21 protein-coding genes and 1 pseudogene are annotated in these 26,027 nt (G+C 57.9%); 7 read left to right on the top strand and 15 right to left on the bottom strand.

The genetic code is table 11. From position 1 onward, the window contains the following. Positions 1-197: 197 nt before the first annotated feature. The 3 genes from AC0L2X_RS09430 (at position 198) to AC0L2X_RS09420 (ending at position 1,579) form a co-directional block, all read left to right on the top strand. Complete coding sequence (locus AC0L2X_RS09430) at positions 198-503, top strand: ArsR/SmtB family transcription factor (RefSeq protein WP_473599635.1); 306 nt, start codon at positions 198-200, stop codon at positions 501-503. A gap of 99 nt (positions 504-602) precedes the next feature. Then, on the top strand, positions 603-1,061 hold the full coding sequence (locus AC0L2X_RS09425) for a Ros/MucR family transcriptional regulator (protein WP_473599634.1): 459 nt from the start codon (positions 603-605) through the stop codon (positions 1,059-1,061). Between the two features lie 56 nt (positions 1,062-1,117). Further along, the gene (locus AC0L2X_RS09420) at positions 1,118-1,579 is read left to right on the top strand and encodes a hypothetical protein (RefSeq protein ID WP_473599633.1); all 462 of its coding nucleotides are present in this window, start codon (positions 1,118-1,120) and stop codon (positions 1,577-1,579) included. 33 nt (positions 1,580-1,612) lie between these two features. Here the strand turns inward: AC0L2X_RS09420 and AC0L2X_RS09415 are convergent, their stop codons facing one another. After that, positions 1,613-2,014, bottom strand: a complete 402-nt coding sequence (locus AC0L2X_RS09415) for a hypothetical protein (protein WP_473599632.1) — start codon at positions 2,012-2,014, stop codon at positions 1,613-1,615. After that, positions 2,014-2,340: a hypothetical protein gene (locus tag AC0L2X_RS09410; RefSeq protein ID WP_473599631.1), complete on the bottom strand. Its 327-nt coding sequence runs from the start codon at positions 2,338-2,340 to the stop codon at positions 2,014-2,016. The genes AC0L2X_RS09415 and AC0L2X_RS09410 overlap by 1 nt, the downstream gene beginning before the upstream one ends. A 115-nt stretch (positions 2,341-2,455) precedes the next feature. On the opposite strand from AC0L2X_RS09410, the gene AC0L2X_RS09405 reads away from it, so the two are divergent. Beyond that, positions 2,456-2,719, top strand: coding sequence for a helix-turn-helix domain-containing protein (locus tag AC0L2X_RS09405; protein WP_473599630.1), 264 nt, complete (start codon positions 2,456-2,458; stop codon positions 2,717-2,719). Positions 2,720-2,771: 52 nt separating this feature from the next. Here the strand turns inward: AC0L2X_RS09405 and AC0L2X_RS09400 are convergent, their stop codons facing one another. From AC0L2X_RS09400 to AC0L2X_RS09385, 4 genes are all read right to left on the bottom strand, one after another. Beyond that, positions 2,772-3,143 carry a hypothetical protein gene (locus tag AC0L2X_RS09400; RefSeq protein WP_473599629.1) on the bottom strand — a complete coding sequence of 124 codons (372 nt, stop codon included), beginning with the start codon at positions 3,141-3,143 and terminating at the stop codon, positions 2,772-2,774. 404 nt (positions 3,144-3,547) lie between these two features. Beyond that, positions 3,548-6,235, bottom strand: a complete 2,688-nt coding sequence (locus tag AC0L2X_RS09395) for a DNA polymerase (protein WP_473599628.1) — start codon at positions 6,233-6,235, stop codon at positions 3,548-3,550. Positions 6,236-6,376: 141 nt separating this feature from the next. After that, the gene (locus AC0L2X_RS09390) at positions 6,377-7,264 is read right to left on the bottom strand and encodes a DUF3800 domain-containing protein (protein WP_473599627.1); all 888 of its coding nucleotides are present in this window, start codon (positions 7,262-7,264) and stop codon (positions 6,377-6,379) included. A 528-nt stretch (positions 7,265-7,792) separates the two neighbouring features. Further along, the gene (locus AC0L2X_RS09385; protein ID WP_473599626.1) at positions 7,793-8,452 is read right to left on the bottom strand and encodes a hypothetical protein; all 660 of its coding nucleotides are present in this window, start codon (positions 8,450-8,452) and stop codon (positions 7,793-7,795) included. A 491-nt stretch (positions 8,453-8,943) separates the two neighbouring features. Here AC0L2X_RS09385 and AC0L2X_RS09380 point away from each other — a divergent pair, with 491 nt between their 5' ends. Next, positions 8,944-11,880, top strand: a complete 2,937-nt coding sequence (locus AC0L2X_RS09380; protein WP_473599741.1) for a TrlF family AAA-like ATPase — start codon at positions 8,944-8,946, stop codon at positions 11,878-11,880. 191 nt (positions 11,881-12,071) lie between these two features. Beyond that, positions 12,072-12,599: a hypothetical protein gene (locus AC0L2X_RS09375; protein WP_473599625.1), complete on the top strand. Its 528-nt coding sequence runs from the start codon at positions 12,072-12,074 to the stop codon at positions 12,597-12,599. Positions 12,600-12,685: 86 nt separating this feature from the next. Here the strand turns inward: AC0L2X_RS09375 and AC0L2X_RS09370 are convergent, their stop codons facing one another. Further along, positions 12,686-14,458, bottom strand: a complete 1,773-nt coding sequence (locus AC0L2X_RS09370; protein WP_473599740.1) for a recombinase family protein — start codon at positions 14,456-14,458, stop codon at positions 12,686-12,688. 82 nt (positions 14,459-14,540) lie between these two features. Here AC0L2X_RS09370 and AC0L2X_RS09365 point away from each other — a divergent pair. After that, positions 14,541-15,437, top strand: a pseudogene (locus AC0L2X_RS09365) (YifB family Mg chelatase-like AAA ATPase); the annotation flags it as partial. Positions 15,438-15,478: 41 nt separating this feature from the next. Here AC0L2X_RS09365 and AC0L2X_RS09360 read toward each other — a convergent pair. From AC0L2X_RS09360 to lepA, 8 genes are all read right to left on the bottom strand, one after another. Continuing rightward, the gene (locus tag AC0L2X_RS09360) at positions 15,479-16,573 is read right to left on the bottom strand and encodes a hypothetical protein (RefSeq protein ID WP_473599624.1); all 1,095 of its coding nucleotides are present in this window, start codon (positions 16,571-16,573) and stop codon (positions 15,479-15,481) included. Positions 16,574-16,705: 132 nt separating this feature from the next. Next, positions 16,706-18,880 carry a malate synthase G gene (locus tag AC0L2X_RS09355; protein ID WP_473599623.1) on the bottom strand — a complete coding sequence of 725 codons (2,175 nt, stop codon included), beginning with the start codon at positions 18,878-18,880 and terminating at the stop codon, positions 16,706-16,708. Between the two features lie 255 nt (positions 18,881-19,135). Continuing rightward, on the bottom strand, positions 19,136-21,169 hold the full coding sequence (locus tag AC0L2X_RS09350; RefSeq protein ID WP_473599622.1) for a hydantoinase/oxoprolinase N-terminal domain-containing protein: 2,034 nt from the start codon (positions 21,167-21,169) through the stop codon (positions 19,136-19,138). A 169-nt stretch (positions 21,170-21,338) separates the two neighbouring features. Continuing rightward, entirely contained in the window at positions 21,339-21,710 is a 372-nt protein-coding gene (locus tag AC0L2X_RS09345) for an endonuclease domain-containing protein (RefSeq protein WP_473554039.1), read from the bottom strand. 88 nt (positions 21,711-21,798) lie between these two features. After that, on the bottom strand, positions 21,799-22,422 hold the full coding sequence (locus AC0L2X_RS09340) for a CDGSH iron-sulfur domain-containing protein (RefSeq protein WP_473554038.1): 624 nt from the start codon (positions 22,420-22,422) through the stop codon (positions 21,799-21,801). Positions 22,423-22,844: 422 nt separating this feature from the next. Next, positions 22,845-23,216 carry a hypothetical protein gene (locus AC0L2X_RS09335; RefSeq protein WP_473554200.1) on the bottom strand — a complete coding sequence of 124 codons (372 nt, stop codon included), beginning with the start codon at positions 23,214-23,216 and terminating at the stop codon, positions 22,845-22,847. A gap of 391 nt (positions 23,217-23,607) precedes the next feature. Then, complete coding sequence (locus AC0L2X_RS09330; protein WP_473554036.1) at positions 23,608-24,015, bottom strand: hypothetical protein; 408 nt, start codon at positions 24,013-24,015, stop codon at positions 23,608-23,610. Positions 24,016-24,163: 148 nt separating this feature from the next. Continuing rightward, complete coding sequence (gene lepA, locus AC0L2X_RS09325) at positions 24,164-25,969, bottom strand: translation elongation factor 4 (RefSeq protein WP_473554035.1); 1,806 nt, start codon at positions 25,967-25,969, stop codon at positions 24,164-24,166. Positions 25,970-26,027 lie beyond the last annotated feature (58 nt).

Below are 26,027 nucleotides of genomic sequence, written 5' to 3'. Positions count from 1 at the left end.
TCGCTCGGTCCGATAACGTCGAATCTTGTTCAAACCGCGTCCGTGCAAGGATGGCTGAGTTGCTGGCTACATGCTGGGCCTTTGATTCAACTACACCTTCGAGCTTCAGTGGTCTGATCTGCCTCATAGGCTGTTGTCGATAGCCGCCCTCCCAGGGATAGCGCCGCCCATCGGAAACAAGCTGATGGAGAACGGCTATGGACGCTCGCATTATCAAGGCGCTTGCCTGCGAGAGCAGACTTAAGATTCTAGATTTTCTTAATTGGCCGGAATTGTATTTTCCGGATGTTCCCAACGCACGACAAATGGGCCTGACGAACAAGCTGATCTGCGGCAGGCTTGGCCTCACGCAGGAGTCCGTCAGCCTACACATGCGTTGGCTCACTGAAACCAAATTGGTCTCTGCAACGAAGATTGGTACACGCGTTTTCTACAAGAGGAACGAGGCAGCAATTGACGAAGCAATCAATTCACTGTGCGAAATCCTACAAAAGCAACACTGACGGCGATGGTGGCCTAACAAATCGTCCACATACGTTGCAGACACCAGATGAACTGTTTATGTCGCTTTCGTGCGATTTGTCCGATTAGGAGATAGGAAATTGTCCGAGGAAACCAACAGCGCGATCATCGAACTAACAGCCGACATTGTTTCGGCTTACGTGTCAAACAATCCGGTCCTCGTCGGCGAACTGCCTGGTGTGATTGGACAGGTTCACCAGTCATTGAGCGGACTGCATTCCGGTTCTCAAACCCAACCGGCGGCGGACCCCCTGAAACCGGCAGTCCCGATCAAAAAATCAGTGACGCCGGATTTCATCATCTCGCTGGAGGACGGCAAGAAGTTCAAATCTTTGAAGCGCCATCTTGCGACGAGCTACGGGATGACACCGGAGGAGTACCGCGAGAAATGGGGCTTGCCGGCTGATTATCCGATGGTTGCTCCGAACTACGCGGCTTCACGCTCTGTTTTGGCTAAAAGCATCGGTCTGGGACGGAAGCCCAGGGAAATGGCAAAGGCTCCGCCGAAGAAAATACGCAGCCGAAAATCCAACAGTTAGGTTTATGGGTTCCCAACGGTTCGAGATTTCATTCATTCTTGAAGATGGAGGCGAGAGTGTGGACCGAGGTCAATTTCGGAAAATGGGCGGGCAAGGGAAAGACCTTGCCGCAGATAATTGTAAGTGACCCGGATTGGTTTTTCTGGAGCCTAGAAAACGAAGCCTTCAAAGGTGTTCTTGCGGGTCAGGCGGAAAAGCTGGCGCGACGCGCAAAAGCGATCAAGCTTCCCCCAAAGGTTTCAGATGATCACTGCATTCAATACATGTTGGCGCCGGATGGCAAATTCGCGGGCTTCAAGATCATTCCAGTGAGCCAGCCGGCGCACCTGGGTTCCAGCGCTGAAGTCCGAAGGCCGGCACTCAATCTGTCAGCTCCGCGCGTTTTCAAATCATACGACAAGCTGGGAGCTGGCATCTTGCTCAAAACCTTTAAGTATCACTGGTTCGCCAATGAGGCTTTCAGCAAGAAACGGGTCGAGGAATTCTTCGATAATCCCGCAAACTTCGTAGACCCGTAACCGAGGTTGAATAGCCGCACCGGTTCAAGTTTCCTATTGTTCAGGCATTGTGGGCCGACCGTCCTCATCGAACACCTGGACGACCTCATCCTGGCCGTTTTCCGTTGTGATTTGGCGGCCATCGACGCAGCGGTGCTTAAAATTCTCCATCTTGGTTGAGTCGAAATAGACAGCCTCGTCGCGATCGAACGTGATGAACCAGCCGGAACGTTCGCCGGCATAGGCACGGATCGACCGAACCAGGTTCGAAACGCATGCCCCCGTACCAATCGAATATCCACGCTGGATCGCGACCTCAGTTTTTCGATTGTATTTTTCGAGGGGAATACGGATTCCATCGTCGGCATGCAGAGCCGAGGGTGCTGTGATCGAGACGGCTAGCATTAGCGCTAATCTGCTTGCCATGGACGGACCAGGCATGGTGCGAAGAGTCATCAATAATAGTACCGCTTATTTCGGAACAGATACATGAGGAGGTAAACCGGCGCCCAAAGGCCAGTGGTAATGATCGACAGCAGGATGTGGAACCAGTGCGGGAAGCGTCTCAAGGTCCCGGCCCCTGACGCAGCCGCGGATGCCGCTCCTCCGCCGGCATTCATAAACACCTGAGGAGCATGCTTCTGGCTCTTTAGGAATTCGATTTCACGCATTTGCGGGTCGAGAATTTCCCCACAGTGCTTGCATTTTTTGGACTTGGGATTGATCGGCTCCGAGCAATACGGACAGTCAATCGTGCTGATCGGCGCTGCTGCTTCTTCCAAGGGGTCCCCCAACGGTTCTGAATACAGGGCCGAGAAGCTGGCGCCATCGCCCAAACCGTAATCATCGTCCTACAATACGTGGTTTCAGACAAGTCCAAATGATTGCTTCCGGTCGATGGAAGTTCAGTCTTTGGTAGCTTGGAACTTGAGGCAGCTGAGGGTGCAACGCGGCATCTCTCAGGACGATCTCGCGTACAGCTCCGGCGTTGAGCGGGCTTATGTAGGCCACCTCGAACGCGGAGTACGCAATCCAACTATCACCACATTGGCGAAGATTGCGAAGGCCCTCGATGTCCACATCGGACAGCTGTTTCGCGAGCCTGAACCTGGCGAAGTTGTTCCCTCGACCCTGAAGGCAGGACGTAAAAAAGGTAGTTAAGTGTTCCTATCCCGCCGTTTCAGCGGGATAGGCCGTCGATTTTCCATGAAGATCAGCGGCCCTTCTTGAAACGAGCCCTGACCTGCTCGGACACGGTGGCCAACTGACTATCGAACGTTCCGTCGACGGCTGCTGCCCGGGCCTTCTGAAGCGCATCGGTAACGCCGGCGATATCGGCGCAGGCGATTGCATGCTTACCCTTGGCAAGTTCCAGGGGGATTTTGCCGTACTTGATCGCCAGAGTCGGCTTGCCATCCAAATCCATCGTCCACCAGCGGCCACGGAACTTCCGACCCTGGTTGTCAGGCTCGGCCAAATAAAGCTGATGATCGATCTGCATGACCAGCCTTTGCCGACGCTTCGATGCAGGGTCCGATGCGTCCTGCTTCGGGGTAGCGACCAGCTTCAATCCTTCGAATGCCATTGTGATCTCCTTCCTTGTTGATCGACAACGGCATCCGGCAGAACGACCGAGAAGGTCAACGATGGCTGAAGGAACCAGTCACTTCACTATCTGGAATGGAGGGAAGTCACACGAAATGATAGTAAGATGGTCAATTTAGTAAGACGGTCAATTTATGAAAAATAAAGAAATCCGTAAAAGTTATATATGGGTGTGGGAGGAGTAACAATTACGGAAAACCAAACTTCATCCCGAAGGGATGTCGTTATAATATTCAACGTAAATTCGAATTCAATAGGAATTTCGACATCCAAGAGAAACTTTACCTTCAAAGGGAAACTTGCTGTTGACGGACCGTTTGTCAGGGTGGACGGTGTTATCAGTGAAAGATGGGAAGGAATTGCGTAGCCTGAAATTCGACGGTCCTAAGAACTGGCTGGCTGGATGATGGCGGAGTAATTCGTTTCCAACTTTTGCTGATCGAGGAACAGGTCGATGTCCAGTTCTGGAAAATGCTCCTGCTTGAGTTGGTTGAGAGCCAATACGACCCGGTCTGTCGGCGGTGTTTTGTACGGAATGAAGTCACTCCTCTTTGCATTTTCGACATCATCGACCGAGCACGGAATTTCGACTCCTTCAAGGATCTCAACCAGAGTCTTGTGCCGGATTTTTCCAGTCCGCAGAAGGATAGCATCGAACCCTGCCTGCTGATGACGGAATGCCCTTGTGATGTCCCTTCTTAGTCGTAGAAGATCGGCATCTTCGGACTTGCGCATATAGGTTTGTGATGACGGATTGGACTTCCTATTCGTCTCCAAATAATTGAGAAAACTGCTTAAATCCGTGCCGGATTTAAGCAGCCTGAAAGGCTGGCGATCCCATTTCTGCCACGCATCCCTTATCCCAAGGAATTCCTCGAGGCTGTCCAACGGTTCGGATTGGAATGATAGGTGTGTGTAATTTTTGCCGTTGAATTCGACTGTGCGATCCTGAGGGTCAACCGCACGTCGTTTCCAGTCGAACTCCATCGACAGCCGTTTGGTGATCGAGCGATAGACGAAGTCCGATCCGTAGCGAATCGTGTCCTTCAGACCGATTCCGGATGTGTATTGCTGGGTTTCACCGGGCGTTCGGTTGAAGAAGAGCTCAACGACGCGAGCGTTTTCTTCCTCGTCTGTTAGGTCCCGCTGGGCTTTGATACCGCCCTTCTGGATGACGATATTGCCCTTTTCCCCATCGCCAAGCTTTAGCGTTGCTGAACCCCTGGTGCGCCATCCCAGTGGTTGTCGGATCGTGTGCTTGACCTCCAACGGCTGATCGTCCTGGACCAAGCGGTTTCTTGCGGTGCGGAATGACTGAAACAGTGGGCCGCTTGTCGCGTCTGCAATTTCCGCATCGCTGGCATGTGACAGGAACCCGTCGGTGGTTACGCTGAACACCTGCACACTGATGGGAAACCGGTTGAGAATCTCACCGAGCACGGCACGTGTGTACGATGTGATGAACGATGCAAAGAATGGTTGGGTCAACGCGCTTTCGGGTAGCTCAACCATGTCATCATCACGAAGATCGTACACCCGCTTCTTGCGAAGACCCTGGGCGGTTTTGCCGTATGTGCTATTACCGACTTCCTTCCAGAAAAGCTCCTCGAACGTTTTCTTTTTGTACGCTGACCGTTTGACAATGCAGTCGGCAATGAACCTGCTGAATATTCCGGTATCGGATTCGACCGGAACCTTGATCGATCTCCTCAGGATCAACTGCGCTCCCAGCTGTTTGGCAAGGATCAGTTCTGGCGCAGCACAATAGGATCGCCCTTTTCGGGGAAAAATGATCCCGTTTGGTGACCTTACAGGAAGCGTGGGAAAGCGGACCGTTTCGGGAAACTCGAAATCAACTGACACGAATGCCAAGTCCAGCACGTCAATCTCATCAATGTTCTCCACCCGATGAATCTGGTCCCAAACCGGCTTCCCGATCAGCGACATTGCCGTGGTATATGCGGAGCTTAGGTCGTGATCCCGCCATATGTGCTCGTCGCATATGCCAAAGAGGAACTGTTCGTTCCGGCCGCCATGATAGGTTTCGGTGACGAAATCCAACTCAAAATGCACGTCTTCCAAGTAGGGATTGATCGTCTCTATGACGGAATATCCTCTCTTTTTGTCGAACCGGGGCTGTGTCTTTTCCTCCTTACCCAGGACTTCATTTGGTTCCCATCCCTGATTTTCCCAATCGGAAATCACCAGTTTCGAACCGAATGACGTGAGAGTCAGCGGCATTTTGAATTGTTTGAACAAAGCGTCGTATTGCCTGATCACCCGCTCTGCGTATTCGGTGCAGATTTCCGCGTCTCGAATCGCGTAATCTCGGAAAAGTGGCCAGTTTTCTTCCCGAAACTGCTTCATATTCTCTTTGATTTGCCGTTCTGAAACCCGATCCTTGTGCAGCTCGATCTTTTCCATTCCAAGCATATCGCCGATGTCCGCCAGCTTTTTGGCATTGGCTGGCGCCAGCAGGATCGTGTCCCTAAGCCTGATCCGGAAGCTCTCGACCTCGTTCCCGTCGCGATCCTCGATCGTCATTGGTATGAAATTCTCGATCGAGACGAACGTGTTGCGGACGTTGTTCAATGACCGTTTGGCTTCACCGCGGAACTCATGGAACATTGGCAGATCGGCACGGGTGAAGTGTCCGACCAGATAGATGTCGGTGGGAATCTTTACGGTCGGGAATTCCTTGATCAGCGAGCCAATTGCTGCGGCGACAAAATCCCGCAGGAGCCATCTCTGGTCGTTTCCTCCCGGGATGATGATCCCGCTACATTGAGGTGCCGGCTGCAACGGATCCTTGGAGACCAACCTCGTGCAGAATTGGTATGAGAGGATTTCGTTCTTGGCATCCTGGGCCTCATCCTTGGTTGGCCCGATCGGATCGCGCGACTGATACTCGCTGTCGAACCCAATTATCAGATGCGATACCGGCGGCGGCTTTTTCTGGCCGCCCTTGCGCTTCGGAGAATGTAGGATGTTTTCAGGCGGGATAAAAACTGTAACGGGCTGATCGTTTGGATCGATCGTGGCGAAATATGTTTGCTCGTTAGCTGTGCCCAACCTGGTCCCTCCGCTGCTGGACGGCAGCAAATAGTGGACATCTGGTCAGATTGCTAGGGGGCGTGAGAAATATCGCGAACTGGCAAGGGAGCAGGTACGTTTGCAGTTTGGATTTACCGCTCGGGCCGGCTCTGATCGGAATCAGCTATCGGGCGGTGGCTCAGTTGATATCTCTACAGAAACCTCCTTGGTGGTGACGATCTTCGTTATCGTGGTTGTAAACTTCGTTTCTTGTGCTGCCTTAATAGCGATGCCAAGGCTACCCAACCGATTTGTCGAAGGTGGCTGCTGCGCATTCGGCCGTTTCATAACGGTGCTGTGGGTTGTCACCGCATGTAAACGTTGCCAGAAATACGTGTGGTAGGGTGCGTAGTTGCCGAAACCTGTCTCATCCAGTTGGTAATTCCATAGCCTACCGATGATGGTGGCTAGCCAATCTGCAGCCTGGATGTTTTGATTGAGATAGCTCTCTACCTCAAACGGCGGACTGAGCATCCGTCGTGTTGGCTCGGTGCCAAACATCGTTTTAGCGGCTGTCTCAAGAAGCTCCTTTCTCACCGAGTTCTCGTCCAGAACGATGACAAAATTCTCGTCGACACTTTCGCAATATGAATTGATCTGCCGGATAGCGTTGGCAAAAATCGTTTTGTAGAGGCCGTTAGCATTAAGGTCATCGCGGGATCTGAGCTTCTCCCGACCATAGTAAAAGACCTTCCCGTTGCGAGCCCGAATTTCGTTCAACATGCGCAACATGACTGCGCGGATCGCCGGGTAGCGTTCAATAGAATTCGCTGTGAAAAGGTTTGTCCCCTTTTTCTCCCATTCGTATGCCTGCTTACCCGATCGGCTGATGTCTCCAGACAGAAGATCGATCTTGCGTTTAAGGAAGAATGTTCCAAAATTGCGCACGGACTGTTCCGGCATGAGATATCCGGCTAATCCGAAAACAGGGCTGGTATTGTGTTTGGAATGGTTGCGATCGAAGTACGGACCGTTGTGTCCAAACTCGTCGAGGAATGCGAAGATCATAAAACGCGGAAGCCCACGCTTATCAAGCGCGGGCCCCTGAATGAGCGCGGATAACTGTTTCCAGCTCCCGCATCTCCGTCCTCTAAATACGCGAAACGCGTTTTGGTTTCAAGTGCGTATGACTTCATGTTGGTTTTTGCGGTCACTCGTCGGTTAATTCGCTACTTATCCGCTTAGCGAAGAATCCGCAATCCGAGTGATATCCCACTAACCAGGGGTGGAAATTCAACGGGTATGACTTTCTATGAGTCTAGTTGCCGCGTCAGCTGCGCATTCGCACTAAATCAGACCGCTCGTGCAGGTGGAAAAGGATGTCGGGAGCTACACGGCTTCGTTGACCCTATCAAAAAAAACAAGGAGTAAACGGCCACATAGACCCACACACCGTTTCACGCAGAATTTTGAGAACGCATCGAATTGGTCATGGTGTCAGACGGATCACTGGAATCCTGCACATGGCGACTCACCTCCGATTCTAAAAGGCGGCTATCCCCTCTCAATAGCCCAACGCCCTGCCTAAACCCTGCCTCAGTTCACTGTTTTCTCGGGCTGAATCGGCAGCACCCTGAAGTCGTCAGCGGCCTTCAGCTCGTGATTATTGTGCACCATGAATTTGGCCATGTACGAGGATGCACGACTCTCACCCGTCGAATTTCGATGGTCATGATCCAGCTGCTGGATATCTAATTCTCGGATCGAGAACCGTTCTTTGATGGATATAAGTCGTTCTTGGTCGGCTAATAACTTTCGAAATCCATCTCTGGTTTGATCGGTGAAAATCCAGATCGAATGGATATGAGCGTTTTCCAGCTCTCCCATCGACCTCCAGTATCTCGATCCATTCATGTCCAGACAACCGATAGCCAGAGGTTTCAGGTCGTGGAATGACGGTCGATGGTAGTTCCGTCCAATTAGGTTGCGACAGATCAAGTTGTACAGGTCTTGGAACGTGTCCATCTCCGTTTTGGCACTGAGACCGTCGATCAGGTCGGAACCTTCTAGCCGCTGCTTGCGACTGTAGTGATCGAACGAGATCGTGATGAAAAACCCGTTCCGTCGTTTGAAAAATGAGGTGGGTTCGAATCTACCTTTGTGAGCTTCGATGAACTGCTCGATCCTGTCGTCGAACCAGGATGCATATTGAGATGAGATGGAGGGTGGAGAAGCGTGTGAGTGGCTCTGGAGCATGTGGGTTGGTCTTCTTCATAGGGGTATAGACCCATCGAATCCGATGGGTGAAACTTGTATTTGGGTGTTTGAGGGCGTGCGAGGATAGCCGTCGGCACGGTTCAAAACAGTTCTATATGGAGCGTGGGGCGTGGGCTTGATTAAGAGGTGAAATTGGTTCTGTGGGAAAAGCTGGTTATACTAGTTGCTGCTATATTTATGTTTGATCGTAGACGGAGCTAGTTGAGACCTCTCAGAACTTCGTCAATCCCCGTGAAATTTCTAGAACCAAGTCGGAAAAGGCCAGGGGCCCGGTAAGTGTACGGTTCGATCGCAATACCCTCGTTCCGGGCCGTTGGAGGTTTTTATCGACCATGGTCGATAAAGTTGGGCTAACAGGTGTTGCTTGCACAACGCGCGGTAAGCAATTGCCCACGGTCGAGCGCTGTAGCGCGAACAACTTGTCAAAGCGTTGCCTAGGCCACACAGTGTTTTTGGGGGGTTCAGTGTCCATGTTGTCAAAGGGGTCCGACTGGCTGCGGTGGGAGCCGCATATTCATGCGCCGGGCACGGTTCTGGAGGATCGCTACCCCGCAGACGGGTGGGAAGCGTACATCACAGCGCTCGAAAATGCCTCACCGGCAATGCGGGCAATCGGCATTACCGATTATTGCGTAACTTCGTCATACGAGCGCGTGAAAGCGGCGAAGGAGAGCGGCCGTTTGAGCCAATGCAAGATCCTGTTTCCCAATGTTGAACTCAGGCTGGAGATGGGCACCGTAAAAGGCCACTTCGTGAATATCCACCTGTTGGCCAATCCGGCAGATCCCAAGCACGTTGAAGAGCTGAACAGATTTCTTCGGCACCTCAAGTTTTCAACGGCCGAAGACGCATTTTGCTGCTCGCCGGAAGATCTGATCAGGCTGGGGCAGCGGACGGACCGAACGATTACCGACGACAAGGCCGCGTTTCGTCTCGGCGTGACGCAGTTCAAGGTTTCTCGCAGCGCGCTTCAAGATGCGTTCAGGAGCATGGAGTGGGCCAGGAACAACATTATTATCGCCGTGTCGGGGAACGCGGATGGAACCTCCGGCGTCCGGGATGGGGCAGACCGGGTTGTCAGGGAAGAGATCGAAAAGATCGCACATGTGATCTTCGCCAGCAGCACCAAACAGCGAGATTTCTGGCTTGGCCAAGGCCCAGCGGCGACCCCGCAGGAGATCCTTGAGAGTTACGGCGGCCTGAAACCTTGCCTATGGGGAAGCGACGCGCACGAGCTGTCCTTGGTCGGAAAGCCCGCCGAAGACAGGCTGTGCTGGATCAAAGGCCAAGCTAGTTTCGATGGCCTTCGACAGGCCTGCATCGATCCGGAGCGCGCCTACGTAGGCCCGACACCGCCCAGCTGGTCGTCGGAGTCTCAGACGATCGATCACATCAGGATCCATGGAGCACCTTGGGTACGGACGCCTCACATCGCGCTTAATCCGGGACTGGTGACCATCATAGGCGCGAGGGGTTCAGGAAAAACCGCCTTGGCCGACATCATCGCCGCCGGCTGCGACGCCTATCTTGAGGATCAGGACCGCCCGTCCTTCCTGGAACGTGCACAAGAGCACCTGTCGGGGGCCGAGGTTTCCGTGAAGTGGCTGAGCGGGGAAACCTCGGATGCGAAGGAACTGGAGCGTCCAGGTGCCGACCGGGACACTTTTCCACGTGTTCGCTATCTCTCCCAGCAGTTTGTCGATCGGCTCTGCTCGCCGGAAGGCATGCCCCAAATGATCCAGGAGATCGAACGGGTCATTTTTGAAGCTCACACCGATCGGGACGGAACGATCAACTTCCATGAGCTGCTGGAGCTTCGTGCCCAGGGCCATCGGGAGGCTCGGCTACGCGAAGAAACCGCAATGAACAACATTTCCGAGCTGATCGCGGCAGAGCGGGAAAAAATTACGGCCGTAAGTGGCCTGACAAAACAGATTACCGAGAAGGACGCGTTGATCAAAGGATATGAGAAGGATCGCGGCATTCTCGTCCCCACCACAACGAGCACGGTCGTGGCCCAACGGCTGCAAGATCTCCTGGCGGCCGCCGACAAGGTACGCGGATATCTCAGGTACTATGCAAAGCAGCAAGCGGGACTTGAGAACCTCCAGAGCGACGTTGTGGATCAAAGGCAGAACCGTGCGCCACAAGCCCTTCGGGACTTGAAGGTCGCCCATGCTGCCAGCAAACTGGACGACCCTGACTGGGAGCGCTTCATGCTCAACTTCACCGGTGATGTCGACGGGGCCATCAAGGCCAAGGCTGCGCTGTCCAATACTGCGGTTGCCCATTGGAAGGGCTCTGTACCCAGCCTGCTGGAGAACGGGAGTTTCGTGGCCGATGGTGCTGAATTGACCAAGCTTTCGCTGGCGGTGTTGGAGACAGAAATCGAGCGGGTGCAGCAGCTTGTCGCGGCCGACCGACAGACTGCGGAAAAACTTGCCATCAATGCCAAGAGAATCACGGAAGAGACGGCGAAACTCGCCGTGCTCAAGGAAAAGCTGACCGATAGCGAAGGGGCTTCCGTTCGCCGGATTGAGCTGATCGAGGATCGCAAGGGCGGCTATAAAAGGGTGTTCACGGCAATTTTGGCCGAAGAGACCGTCCTGAAGGATCTCTATGCCCCGTTAATGGTGAGGCTGGCCACACAGGGCGGAACCTTGGCAAAATTGTCATTCACCGTGTCGCGCGTTGCTGACGTCAAGGCATGGGCGGACAAGGCGGAGAAGGAGCTTTTTGACCTCCGTACCGGCCCGTTCCGGGGAACCGGCAAACTCCTAAAATATGCAAACGATGAGCTCAAAAAGGCATGGGAAATGGGCGACGTCGAGGCCATTGCTGCAGCCATGGAAGCGTTTCGTGAAAAGCATCAAGAGGAATTGCTTGAACCCGCACCCGATCGGACCAAGGACGCAGATGGCTTCCGAAAGTGGTTAAAACGCTTTGCACAGTGGCTGTATAGCTCCGACCATATTTCGATTGAATACGGCATCAAATATGATGGGACGGACATCAAGAAGTTGTCTCCGGGCACCCGGGGCATTGTCCTGATCCTGCTCTACCTGGCTCTGGACGACGCCGATGACAAACCTCTGGTCATCGACCAGCCCGAAGAGAACCTGGACCCCAAATCAATCTATGACGAACTGGTGCCTCTCTTCCGGGCTGCGAAGCTGAAACGCCAAGTGATCATGGTGACCCATAACGCCAATCTGGTCATCAACACGGATGCAGACCAAATTATCATTGCCAACGTTTCTGAAATGACGGGGGACGGCCTGCCGGGGATTACATACCAGTCAGGTGGACTGGACGAGGCAGATATCCGCCAAAGTGTCTGCGAGATTCTGGAGGGCGGAGAAGCGGCGTTTCGAGATCGAGCAAGAAGGCTGCATATCAGGTTCTAGCCAAACTAGAACGGAATGAGCGCTCACAATTAGATATTACCGGAACATGTAAAAGAAAATTTTTAGATTTGCCATCGGGGAGACAAATCCACTCTCTGAAGTTTGGAGCATAACATCGCATCGAAGCGACATCTATATTACTGCTTCAACACAAAAGAACAAAATGAAAGAGCGGTGTCTGCCAATATGCCATGCTGGGTGAGTTCTTTGCCTATCACGATCCCGATCTAGAAAGTCGTACGATCCTTAGGTGGAAGCGAGATGAGACTCCTTTGTCTGGTGGATTGGGAGCATTCCGGCTGTTATTTGCATCGGACGGTGCTTGGCCAGCGCAAACCGAAATGAACCCAAGGAAACGGCCTCTACTCATCCCGCCTCCACCACCAGGTTGGGTTGTCGAAGTGGCATGTTTCTATTCGCATGACGATCCTGTCAGCCACCTTGCTGAAATGCAGGCAGACGCGATGTTGCTGAACGTGTTGCGTCTGGGCAACGGTGAGTGCGTTAGCGCTTTTGCCTCTCTTCACACCCACGGGCCTGACTTCTTTATGGCGCAACCAATTCCTTCTACGGACGGATTTATGACTGATGGATTCAATTTGACCGATGAAGGGCCGGAGGTCGGAGAACTGGTCGTGCATTTCATTGGCCAATTTCACGAAGGAATGGCCAGCCTATACTCCCTTCACAACATGACCTTGCTAAGGAACTCAGCCTGATGTGACATTGTCTGGCTTCCGTTTTCCCTTTGCATTCTCCCTCGCGACATTTGCGCCATGAGCAGGCAAACTCTGTGCAGCGAATCCTAATGTACGGAATTCAAACCAAACAACGTTTCCAGGTCTATGCCACGATCGCTACCAGCCGGATTGCCTGCGGCATCCACGGTGACCATTGCGACGAAGTCCGTTGGGTCGTCATTGTTCAGCACGATTCTACGGGAAATTCCGTCGGCAAGAACGACCGTGAAGCTGCGATTGTATCGGTTTGCCTCAATGTCGGTTTGTTCGATCACTTCAAGAATGCTCTGGCGCTCTAACGGCCCGGTCCCTGCCTGATCGAAGAGCGCTTCCGCCTTCTTCAACCGGGGTTTGGTGCCTTCAACATCTAATCGCAGGTCGCTGACGATTTCGCGCAAGCGGCCGGCAAGCATTGTCCTTTGCGCGAACGCGTCGGGACCTTCTGTCTCTTGAAGCTGGTCAATCAAACGGTGCAGTTCGTCAGGCGAAATCGACTGCTGTTCGCGGATTGAAGACAGCTGTAGCTCGACGTCGGTGATCTGCACGTCAACTCCGGCTAGATCGTTTTCGCATTCCTTCAGTTTTGCCGACACGAAATCGATCGAAATCGCCTGATTTATAAGAGCGTAGCTTCGTTCCCGTTGAACCTCTAACTGATTACGTTTCTCCTTCAGCGAAGTCAGGCGATTGTCCAAGGCGATTGCATCAGATTTCGTGGCCGATGCGGCAAGTATTTCGCCCAGATCGATCTCCTTGACGTACAGAAAGAACGACCTCTCAAAATCTTGATATCGCCATGGGGTTGAAACGCAATCCAGTCCACGTAATGCCTGACTGCATTTCAGGTATGTTCCGCCTCCCGGCCCAAACCCCTTGTTGAGGAAATGCATAGGCGCACCGCAGTACCCGCATTTGGCCAGGTGGGTGAACAGGTTGCGCAGCGCTTCTCCCTTCCGCCCCCCGCCTTCTATACGGCGTTTGCCCCTGGCGAATTGCGCTCGAAGAAATAGTTCTTCGTCGACGATTTGCGGATAATAGCCAGGAATCGAGTCGCCAAACGGTATCCGTTTTCCATTTTGCTTGGTGTGAGGCTGAAACTCGCCTAATACAGCACGCGTCTGAAGGATCTTGGTGACATATGACTGCACCCAGCCGTTTGACCTCCCAAACGCTGGAACGCCCAGGTCATTCAATCGTCGCGTAATGACAAAAGATCCTTGGCCGCATGCGCTATCCTCAAACATCCGCCTGACAATATGGGCACGATCCTCCAACACGCCAAAGCTCTTTCGGTTTTCCGATAGCTCCAGCCATGCCGGGCACAATCCGGTCAGTTTCTTGTCGCCGATTGCTTTTCGTTTGGCGCCCCATGCAGCCGACAAACGCTGGCTTTTTATCTCGGATTCCTCGTTTGCTCGGGCCATCACGACTATCGACATGATCAGTTGTGGAAACTCAGCTTCCCCGGCTTTGTAGAGCTGATTGTCCGATAAGGTGACGAGGTTGATTCCGTTTGAGATGATGCCGAAGAACAGCGCGACCGAGGCGTTAAGTTTTTGGCGTGACAGACGGTCAAACGACTCGACTAGCAGATACGACCCCTTCGCAATCCTGCCTGCTTTGACCGCGTCCAGAAACTTGCCAAGCGCGCCCGAGGAGACGTTGTCCCCCTTGAATGCGGAGACACCGATGTCCTCTAGTCCGAAGTCCTCGACGAGTTGGAGGTCGTGATCCTCGGCATATTTCTTCGACCGCTCCGTTTGCCTTCGCAAACTGTCGCCTTTCAGCTGGATGTCGGTCGACATGCGGACGTAGGAATAGGCGAGCGGCTTTGTCAGGGGGGGAACTCCGGATTGCAGGATTAATACTCTACAATGCTGTCAATTTTCAACCCCACGAGCGGCTTTAATACTGCTCACTATCTTGATGGTCGGGCCGCCGGGGTCGGGAAAGTCGATGCTGGCGCAGCGGCTGCCGTCGATCCTGCCGCCGCTGGCGCCGAAGGAATTGCTCGAAGTCTCGATGATCGCCTCGGTGGCCGGCGAGCTCGGTGAAGGCAAGCTCACTGACCGGCGACCGTTCCGGGCGCCACATCATTCGGCCTCGATGGCGGCGATGGTCGGCGGCGGCCTGCGCGTGCGGCCGGGCGAGGCCTCGCTTGCCCATCACGGCGTGCTGTTCCTCGACGAATTTCCAGAATTCTCGCCGCAGGCGCTCGATGCGCTGCGCCAGCCGCTGGAGACCGGCGACTGCATGATCGCGCGCGCCAACCACCGCGTCACCTATCCGGCGCGCATTCAGCTGGTCGCGGCGATGAACCCGTGCCGCTGCGGCATGGCCGGCGAGCCGGGCTATCGCTGCCTGCGCGGCGACCGCTGCCGCACCGACTACCAGGCGCGCATTTCCGGCCCGCTGCTCGATCGCATCGATCTCAGGATCGAGGTGCCGGCGGTTTCGGCGAGCGATCTGATCCGGCCGGACCGGGCGGAGAAGAGTGCAGCCGTGGCACTGCGCGTCGCTCGTGCCCGTACGATCCAGCGCGAGCGCTTCGAGCGGCTCGGCGCGACCTCCGCCACCACCAACGCGCATTGCTCGCCGTCGGTCATCGAGGAAATCGCCATGCCCGATGCCGCCGGCCTGTCGCTGCTCAGGGATGCCAGCGAAAAGCTCGGCTTTTCGGCACGAGCCTACCACCGCGTCTTGAAGGTGGCGCGGACGCTGGCCGATCTCGAGGCCAGCGAGACGGTCGGCCGCATCCATCTGGCCGAGGCGATTTCCTACCGCATGAGCTCGGAGCGGATGGCACAAGCGGCGTAGGAGCGTCCCGTCCTGCGGCCGAACACGACAAAGAGCTCTGGTCAATTCCCGATACGAATTCCGATTTCTTTCGCTTCAAGATCAACAAGTAAACTATTCGTTTCAAAATACCGTATGCCAATGATGTTGTGGGCGATCGTTGGAGAGAATTCCAACTCGGATCTGTATGACGTGTCGAACTTCCACTCCCCCAGCATCGCGATTTTTACCGCCACTCTGGTCCCGACAGCCATTGATCCGCCCGAATCTTTTGGCGGGCTGTCCGCTATTACGATTGTCGAATTTCCCGTGTCGTAAAGCGTCGGCCGGCAAGTTGTCTTTTCTCTCAACAGTATACATGAACCTATGGTTGGGAAATTATAGCGATCGCTAGCGGTTTTCCACTTATCCATATTGAACCCGCTTTTCACGCTGTCCGATATCCCAATGTGAAGTGCCTTAACTGCCGGGCAATTCGCCTCCTCGTTCGTGCAAGCTCTCCAATCGGCTCCTACCGGAGAAAGATAATACCCCTTTCGCAAGCCATTTCTGGGACTCACGGCATCCATCGGGGATTTCAGCATTTGATTTGGTCCACCACCCCCAATAGGAGAAATGCCAAAAATTCCTTTTGGCCAGAGCCGGCCACCGACAATTTCACCTGTGCTGCGTCTGACCTCCTTATAGCGAATAAGGAAGGGGATGGATGCCTCGGTGGAGATGGAAGAGCCTCGGGAGCCGAAAGTCACTCGGGCCAACGCAACATTTCCGTACTCGTCGTAGGTTCCGTAATTCATGACGGCTTTTTGGGTGGTAACAGTTATCCCATCCCGTTCCAGATCTTTCGTGATTTTTATTCCTTCGACGGAACACAGCTTCTTGGGAAGCACAGAAGCACAGTCGATCGTCATGCCACTGGATCCGGTATCCAATAAGAGCGGTTGATTTACTTTTCGGTTACCAAGGGACAGCACCTTAACATACAACATCCGGATATTGGGTGGATTTCCCGGGTACTCCAATTTTATCAGAGGAACAGCTAATGGCACCTCTTCTGTAGCCTGGGTCGGCAGCGAATTGAATAGCAATGCTTCCCAAATGACTATTATCGATACAAAGAATTTTCTGACGTTTAGTTCAGACCTGTTGTTGCTCATTTGGCCCCTGAGAAATTCGTCGCACGTTGTCGTGGCGGTATCCAGTCACGCTCACCCCACCCTACAGTACATTGTTCAAATATTTAATGCCTGAGGATCCGCGACCGTTCACAGCCTGACTGTCATAGGTTTTTATCCCGCCTGCTCTTTCGCTTTCAGTTCCAGCCGCCGCTTATGCAGCACCGGCTCGGTGTAGCCGTTGGGCTGGACGCGGCCTTTGAAGACGAGGTCGCAGGCGGCGAGGAAGGCGATGGACTTGTCGAAATCCGGCGCCATCGGCCGGTAGAGCGGATCGCCTTGGTTCTGGCGGTCGACGATATCAGCCATGCGCTTCATCGTCTCCATGACCTGCTCGGGCGTGCAGACGCCGTGATGCAGCCAGTTGGCGATGTGCTGCGAAGAGATGCGCAGCGTGGCGCGGTCCTCCATCAGGCCGATATCGCTAATGTCGGGCACCTTGGAGCAGCCGACGCCCTGGTCGATCCAGCGCACGACATAGCCCAGAATGCCTTGTGCGTTGTTGTCGAGTTCCTTCTGGATGTCTTCAGGCGACCAGTTCGGCCGCCTTGCTACCGGCACCGACAGGATGTCGTCGAGCCTGGCCTTGGGCCGGCTCTTCAGCGCCTTCTGCACGGCGTGGACGTTGACCTTGTGGTAGTGCGTGGCGTGCAGGGTTGCCGCCGTCGGCGATGGCACCCAGGCGGTGTTGGCGCCGGCCTTGGGGTGCGCGATTTTCTCGGCCAGCATCGCCGCCATCAGGTCGGGCATCGCCCACATGCCCTTGCCGATCTGGGCGTGGCCGGCCAGTCCGCATTCCAGCCCGATGTCGACGTTCCAGGCTTCGTAGGCGGCAATCCAGGCGGCCTGCTTCATGTCGCCCTTGCGGATCATCGGGCCGGCTTCCATCGAGGTGTGGATCTCGTCGCCGGTGCGGTCGAGGAAGCCGGTGTTGATGAAGACGATGCGGTCTTTCGCGGCGCGGATCGCCTCCTTGAGGTTGACGGTGGTGCGCCGTTCCTCGTCCATGATGCCCATCTTGATGGTATTTTTGGCCGTGCCTAGCAGCGCTTCGACGCGGTCGAAAATCTCGACGGCGAAGGCAACTTCGTCGGGCCCGTGCATCTTGGGCTTCACGATGTACATCGAGCCGGCGCGGGAATTGGCGCGGCGCCCGCGCGGGCCGATGTCGTGCAGCGCGATCAGCGCCGTCATCGCCGCATCCATGATGCCTTCCGGCACCTCGTTGCCGCCGTGGTCCGATATCGCCGGATTGGTCATGAGGTGGCCGACATTCCTGACCAGCATCAGCGAGCGGCCGGGCAAGGTCAGCGAGCCGCCATCCGGCACAGTGTAAGTACGGTCGGGGTTGAGCCTCCGGACAAAGCTCTTGCCGGCCTTGGTGATCTCCTCGGCCAGGTCGCCCTTCATCAGGCCGAGCCAGTTGCGGTAGACCAGCACCTTATCCTCGGCATCGACGGCCGCCACCGAATCCTCGCAGTCCTGGATGGTGGTCAGCGCCGATTCCAGCACGACATCGGCAATGCCGGCCGGGTCGGTGCGGCCGATCTGGTTGTGGCGGTCGATGACGATTTCGATGTGCAGGCCGTTCTTGACCAAAAGGACGGCTTCGGGTTCGGCGGCATCGCCGCGATAGCCGGCAAACTGTTTGAGGTCGGCAAGCGTGGTGGCGCCGGCACCCTCGCCCAGCCGCAACATGCCGTTGGCGACCGAAAGCCCGTTCACCCCGGCCCATTTGCCTGTGGTGAGCGGCGCCGCCTCGTCGAAGAGGCTTTTCACCCAGGCGACGACCTTGGCGCCGCGCGCCGGATTGAATTTGTCGCCTCGCTCGGCGCCGTCCGTCTCCGGAATGGCGTCGGTGCCGTAGAGCGCATCATACAGCGAGCCCCAGCGCGCGTTGGCGGCATTCAGCGCATAACGCGCGTTCATCACCGGCACCACCAGCTGCGGCCCGGCGACCGAAGCGATTTCCGGGTCGACATTTTCGGTGGTCACGCTGAAGGCCGGCCCCTCGGGCAGGAGATAGCCGATCTCGCGGAGGAAGCTCTTGTAGGCCTCCATGTCGACGGGCGCGCCATTGTCGCGATACCAGCGGTCGAGCTTGTCCTGCATGGCATCGCGCTTTTCGAGCAGCGCCCGGTTTTTTGGCGAGAGATCATGGACGATCGCCGAAAACCCGCTCCAGAACGCCCCAGCCTCGATGCCGGTGCCCGGCAGCGCCTCGTTCACGACGAAATCATGAAGCTCGCGGGCAATCCGCAATCCGGCGATCTCGACGCGATCGGTCATCAGGGCTTCTCCAGACGAAAGGCTAGGCCGGGCCTTTGACATGTCACGGTTGCAGGGTCAATTCGGCATAGGTGAAGGTAGGGCGTTTTCGCTGCCGATCTCCCCCCTCGAGGGGGAGATGGCCGCGAAGCGGCCAGAGGGGGTCGGTCCGACCGGGCCCGGCCTCCTGCGACAGAAGAAAGTCGCGCTTCATGCGCGGCGACCCCCTCTGTCGCCTTCGGCGACATCTCCCCCTCGAGGGGGGAGATTACGCGCTCACACCGCAATCCTTGGCCGTCCCGACGCCACCGCCACGACATGCGCCTCGATGAACATGCGCTGGCCCTCGACGGTGGAGACGCGGAACTCGCTGGCGATTTCGATCTCGGCGCTGTCGGTGCCGGCGTCCTTCGCCCGCCCGGCGGCGATCGCCCGCACATCTTTCTCCGCTGCGGCGATCGCCGCCGCCTCGTTGTTGAAATCGCGCACGCTTTCGCCGGAGGCAACGCGGAACAGCCCTTCCTTGGGCTGGCTGACCCGCGCCTCGGCCGAGACCCGGACCTGGCCGACGACGGCGCCGAGCGCGTTGGCGACATCGGTATCCTGCGGCACCACGCATCGATTGCCGACAAGCTCGGCCAGCCCGGCATAATGCAGCGGCGCCGAGGCGCCGAGGCCGATCACCGGACGGTCGAGGGCGACGCTGAGGCGGGCGATACCGGGATGGGCGTCGACGGCGCGCTGGACCAGGGCATGGGCGACGGTTGCCGCGCCATCCAGTCCATCCTCGGCGAAGGCGGTCTCGAGGATGACTTCCGCCGACAGGCGGGTCAGCGCGGTCAGCACCCGTTCCGAAATCGCCTCCGGCGAGGCGGCGATGAACTGGCCGCGGCCGTCACGCCTGCGCGCGAACAGCTCGGCACCCAGACGCGCCGCGGCCGCATCCCAATTGGCCTGCCTGCCCAGCACATGCGCGGCATCCGATGGCGTGAAGCCGGCGATATGCACCAGCCCGCGCGACACCAGCCGGTTCAGGGTGGCGTTCTGGGCATTCGAGGTCAGCAATCTGTCGAGAGCCAGCGGCACGGCACCGATCAGCTCGTAGAGTTTCGCCTCTGCGCCGGTCAGGCCGGCCGCCAGCCGCTCCGGCACGCCGGTGCGCACCGCGAGGCGGCCATCCATGCGGCCGGGGTTCGGCGCGCGCAGCTGGCGTTCGAGCTCCGCTGTGACGGCGTCGCCATGCATCATGCCGGCCAGCGCCAGCGGCACCAGGCGGCGCGGCCCGAGCAGGATTTTCGGGCTGAGCACGCCGTCCTCCAGCGCCACTTCGGAATCGCCGCCGAGGCCAAAGGTGCGCATGGCGACGGCCTCGACCATGGTGCGGAAGCCGCCGACGGTGGCGCCTTCCGGATCGAGCCGCGGCCGACCCTTGTCGAGCACGGCAACGTCGGTGGTAGTGCCGCCGATGTCGGAGACCACGGCATCGTCGAGGCCGGTCATGTGGCGGGCGCCGACCAGGCTGGCTGCCGGGCCGGACAGGATGGTCTCGATCGGCCGCTGGCGGGCAAAGGCGGCCGAGACCAAAGCGCCGTCGCCGCGCACCACCATCAGCGGCGCGGCGATGTTGCGCGCGGCCAAAAAGCCTTCGGTCGCCGCGACCAGCCGGTCGATCATCGAGATCAGGCGGGCGTTGAGCAAGGTCGTCAGCGCCCGGCGCGGGCCGCCGAGCTTGGCCGAAAGTTCATGGCTGGCGGTGACCGGCAGGCCGGTTCTGTCGCGGATCAGGTCGCGCGCAGCAAGCTCATGCGCCGGATTGCGGGTGGCAAAATAGGCGCAGACGGCAAAGCCGGACACCGATTTTTCCAATTCCGGCAGCGCCGCCTCCAGCCCGGAAAGATCGAGCTTTGCCGCATTGCCGTGCACGTCGTGGCCGCCGGCGCAGAACACCACCGGGTCGGTGCCGAGCGCCGCCCTCAGCCCGTCGCGGGCCAGGTCGCCCTCGGCAAAGCCGATCATCACAAGTGCGACCCGCCCGCCCTGGCCCTCGACCAGCGCATTGGTGGCCAGCGTCGTTGACATCGACACCAGTTTTATCGCAGTCGGGTCGGTGCCGGTGCCGGCCTTTTGCAGCACCGCATCGACCGCGCCCGATATGCCGACCGCCAGGTCGTGGCGCGTGGTCAGCGCCTTGGCCTTGGCCAGCACTTTTCCGCCGGGGCCGCCGGCTTCCGACCACAGCACCGCGTCGGTATAGGTGCCGCCGGTGTCGATGCCGAGGAACAGGGGTGGCGATTTGGTCTTGGCGGTCATATTTGGGTCCGGAGAATTTGCTCTCCGCCCTTAGCGGATACCGGCCGATCGATAAAGCCGTGATGGCTGGGCCAAGGGCGATGATCGTGGTGACGGCCAATCTCCCCCCTCGTGGGGGAGATGTCCGGCAGGACAGAGGGGGGCGCTGTCCCGCCGACCTTGCCACGATTTAAGGCATCTCGGCGATTCCAACCGCAATCACAATATGCTGGCAGACGTTGTCGATGTCGCGGAGAATGTCGTCGTTCCAGAAACGCAGGACGGTCCAGCCATCCTGTTCCAGGCGCACTGTCCTTGCTTCGTCTCTGGCAACAGCATCGGCTTCGGTATGCTGGGAGCCGTCGACTTCGACAATCAGCTTCTGCTCCGGGCAAGCGAAATCGACAATGTAACCGGCGATCGGAAGTTGACGCCGGAAGCCAAGTCCCATCAGCCGGTGCGCGCGAAGCTCGTTCCAGAGCTTCAACTCAGCTGATGTCATGACCTTACGCATCGATCGCGCATTTGCGCGGTGTTTTGGAGGCAATTGCGTATGAGGCATTGTACTGCCGAAATTAGCGCTCTACGGCGCCCCCCTCTGTCCTGCCGGACATCTCCCCCACGAGGGGGGAGATTGGCAGCTTTGCCGCCTACCCGACAAACCCCACGCGCTTGTGGCTGCCATCGCAGAACGGCTTGTTGGCGGAATGGCCGCAGCGGCAGAGGAAGGCGCGTTGGGTGCGATCGACCGTGTGGCCGGTGCCGGTGACGATTTCGACATTGCCTTCGAGCTTGAGCGGGCCGTTGGTGGTCGGCGTGACGGTGAGCGGCCCATCCCTCGCTTCCAGCGCCGGCGTATCCTTCAGCGGCGGCTCGCCGGTGGCGGTGAAGCCCGCCTTGGCGTGGCTGCCGTCGCAGAACGGCTTGTTTTCCGAGGCGCCGCAGCGGCACAGCGTGGCGCGGAAAACCGTTTCGCCGCCCAGCACGATCTCGGCATGGACGGCCAGCGGGCCGTTTTCCCTTATGCGCACGGTGTTGACCACCGGCGGCTGTTCCTGCGGCCCGCCATCCTTGCGGACATAGGTGATGGCGCCAGACGGACAGGCTTCGGCGAGCGCCACGATCTTCTCGACGCTGGCCGCCTCGGGGTGGATCCACTGGCCGGGCGCATTGGGCACGAAGACACGCGGATCGCCCAGCACGCAATTGCGCGAATGGATGCACCGGCGCCCGGAAAAGCCGATATCGATCTTCTCGCCTTCGACCACTGCCATGGGTGGGATCTCCTGTCGGACTACGCTATGGCCACGGTCAGGACGACGTCAAGGTAGCATTCTCCCCATCGTGAGGGCCGACCTCGGGTGCGGCGGGGGAGCGAATTCGCTTTTTTGCCGCCGCGCCACATTTTGTTCTTGCTTTGTGCCGGCAGCTATGCTACTAATCTGGGTATGGTGCTAATTGGCTCCAACGACCCGCCCACCGAGGCGGGTTTTTTGTTTTAGTTTTGAGTTCCGGCGTTGCCAGCCTGCACTCGCGGGACGGCCAATCTCCCCCCTCGAGGGGGAGATGGCCGCGCAGCGGCCAGAGGGGGTCGGCACGACCGGACTCGGCCTACTACTGCAGAACAGGTTGGCGCTCTATGCGCGGCCCTGTCGCCTTTGGCGACATCTCCCCCTCAAGGGGGAGATTTGCCACGTCACGGAACCAGATCGATCTCCTCGGTCTCGCCGCCGCTGCAGGTGTAGCAGCAATCGTCGCACTTTTCCGTGTTGCCTGGGCCGACGCCCCAATAGGTGTTCTCGTCACCATCGACCCAGGCGCCGTAGCAGATCGATTCGCCGTCGTTGCAGGACAGCGGGATCGACTTGGTCTCGCCGTCGTTGAGATAATAATCCTGATTGTTGCCCGGCCAGACATGGTCGCGGTCCTGGCTGTAGAGCTCGACGCGCATGGCGTTGGGGTGGCTGTTCCTGATCTCGAAAGTGACATCGCCGGCATGCGCGGCTGGCGCAAACAACGCGGCAAGGCAAAGCGCCGCGCCGGCGCGGCGCGCGAAAGCGTAAGACAACATGATGATTCCCCCCGGAATGAAACGGCCTGCCCGGCCGCACGGAGAACATCGCATGGCGGCGGGATGGGTGGAAGAGGCGATTGCGGCATTTGCGCTGGGAAAGGCGCAGCGTTGCCGAGGAAGACCCGTCTCCGGTTTGCTTCGCAAACCACCTCTCCCCACTCCGTGGGGCGAGGAATGCCAATCGCCGAAGCCTCACAAAGCTTGGGTTCCTCGCCCCCACAAAGTGGGGGAGCCGCGAAGCGGCCGGAGAGGGGGTGGTCCGACCGGACTCAACGGCCTGGCTTCAGCAGCGTCCAGATCCAGCCGATGAATGTGAGAACCAGGAAGGGATATCCGGCAGCGGGCAGCGGCGCCGAGGTCGGCAGCAAAGGCGCGCCCCACAGGATCAGGCCCGCCGAGACGACAAACAGCAAGGCGGCCACGACAGCCGTGAGCCGCATCCACAGCGCGAAAGTTTTCGGCGCGCTGACCATGACCAGCGCCGCCGCCCAAAGCGAGATACCCCGACATAGGAGGGCACGCTGGCCTCAAGCCCCGCCGCATTGCCGGCGAGCAGCAGGCTCTCGCCGGCAAGAAAGGTCAGAAATCCGGCCGCCACCCAGTCATTGCCCAGCCGCTGATACTTCATCGTCAACAGCGCGGTCGCCACCACGAGCGCCACGCCGTCGATCGTCCAGAGCGTTTCGCGAAGGGCGGCGCTCGCCACGAAGGTGCCGGCGAGGCCCAGAGCGCCGCCGATGGCGAGGCCGATCGCGGCGATAACGTCGGAGATAGCAGGGCTGGCGGGACGCATCGAGACCTCCCTTTCCAAGCTCAAGGATACTTCAAGACGGGACGTTCTCCAATGGCGGCCCGCTGCCTAGAGCGAAGGGCATTGGCCGGCGCGTATTTGATCGCATCGGGAGGCGGTTCGGTCAGCTCGAAATCGGGAACGGCCCAGCTCAATCGCCCATCTTCAGCGCCTGAATAAACGCCTCCTGCGGGATATCCACCTTGCCGAACTGGCGCATCCGCTTCTTGCCCTCTTTCTGCTTGTCGAGCAGCTTGCGCTTGCGTGAGACGTCGCCGCCGTAGCATTTGGCGGTGACATCCTTGCGCAGCGCCGAGATGGTTTCGCGGGCGATGACCTTGCCGCCGATCGCCGCCTGGATCGGGATCTTGAACAGATGGTGCGGGATCAGCTCCTTCAGCTTCTCGCACATCTGGCGGCCGCGCTTTTCCGCAGCCGTGCGGTGGACCAGCATTGACAATGCGTCGACCGGCTCCTCATTGACCAGGATCGACATTTTCACCAGGTCGCCCTCGCGATAGTCGGTGAGGTGATAGTCGAAGGAGGCGTAGCCCTTGGAGATCGACTTCAGCCGGTCGTAGAAGTCGAAGACCACCTCGTTGAGCGGCAGATCGTAGATCAGCATGGCGCGCTTGCCGACATAGGACAGGTCGGCCTGGATGCCGCGCCGGTCCTGGCAGAGCTTCAGGATGCCGCCGAGATAGTCGTCCGGGGTCAGGATGGTGGCGCGTATCCACGGCTCCTCGATGGCCTGGATCTTGACCACGTCCGGCATGTCGGCCGGGTTGTGCAGTTCCTTGACCGTGCCGTCGTTCAGCAGCAGGCGGTAGACGACGCTCGGCGCGGTGGCGATGAGGTCGAGGTTGAATTCGCGCTCCAGCCGCTCCTGGATGATTTCAAGATGCAGCAAGCCCAGGAAGCCGCAGCGATAGCCGAAGCCGAGCGCGGCACTGGTTTCCATTTCGAACGAGAAGGACGCGTCGTTGAGGCGCAGCTTGCCGACCGCGGCGCGCAGATCCTCGAAATCGGCGGCGTCGACCGGGAACAGGCCGCAGAACACCACCGGCTGCGCCGGCTTGAAGCCGGGCAGGGCCTGTGCTGTCGGCCGCTTGTCCTCGGTGATGGTGTCGCCGACGCGGGTATCGGCGACTTCCTTGATCGAGCCGGTGAAGAAGCCGAACTCGCCGGGGCCGAGCTCGTCGACATTGATGCGGGCGGGCGTGAAGACGCCGGTGCGTTCGACCAGGTATCTGGCGCCGGTGCCCATCATGCGAATGGTCTGGCCCTTCTTCAGCACGCCGTCGATGATGCGGACCAGCACGATGACACCGAGATAGGCGTCGTACCAGCTATCGACCAGCATCGCCTTCAATGGAGCCGTGATGTCGCCCTCGCGCGGCGGCGGAAGATCGTTGACGATGGCTTCGAGCACGTCGGGAATGCCTAGCCCGGTCTTGGCCGAGATCAGCACGGCGTTGGAGGCGTCGATGCCGATCACCTCCTCGACCTGCTCGCGGATGCGCTCGGGCTCGGCGGCGGGCAGGTCGACCTTGTTCAGCACCACGACGATCTCGTGGTTGTTGTCGATCGCCTGGTAGACATTGGCCAGCGTCTGCGCCTCGACCCCTTGCGAGGCATCGACGACCAGCAGCGAGCCCTCGCAGGCGGCGAGCGAGCGCGACACTTCATAGGCGAAGTCGACATGGCCGGGCGTGTCGATCAGGTTGAGGATATAGTCCTGCCCATTATTGGCGCGGTACTTCAGCCGCACCGTCTGCGCCTTGATGGTGATGCCGCGCTCGCGCTCGATGTCCATGCTATCGAGGACTTGTTCCTTCATATCCCGCGCTTCCAGCCCGCCGGTCGACTGGATCAGCCGGTCGGCAAGCGTGGATTTGCCATGGTCGATATGGGCAACGATGGAGAAGTTGCGGATGTTCTTGATCGGCGTGGTCATGCGGCGCGCTTTAGCAGGGGCACGGTATATCGGCAAGCGGCGGGGCGCGGGTGCGGCG

The sequence above is a fragment of the Mesorhizobium sp. WSM4828 genome (assembly GCF_055811175.1).
The sequence above is the reverse complement of the archived record's forward strand: the minus strand, read 5'-3'. Positions and strand labels throughout refer to the sequence as shown.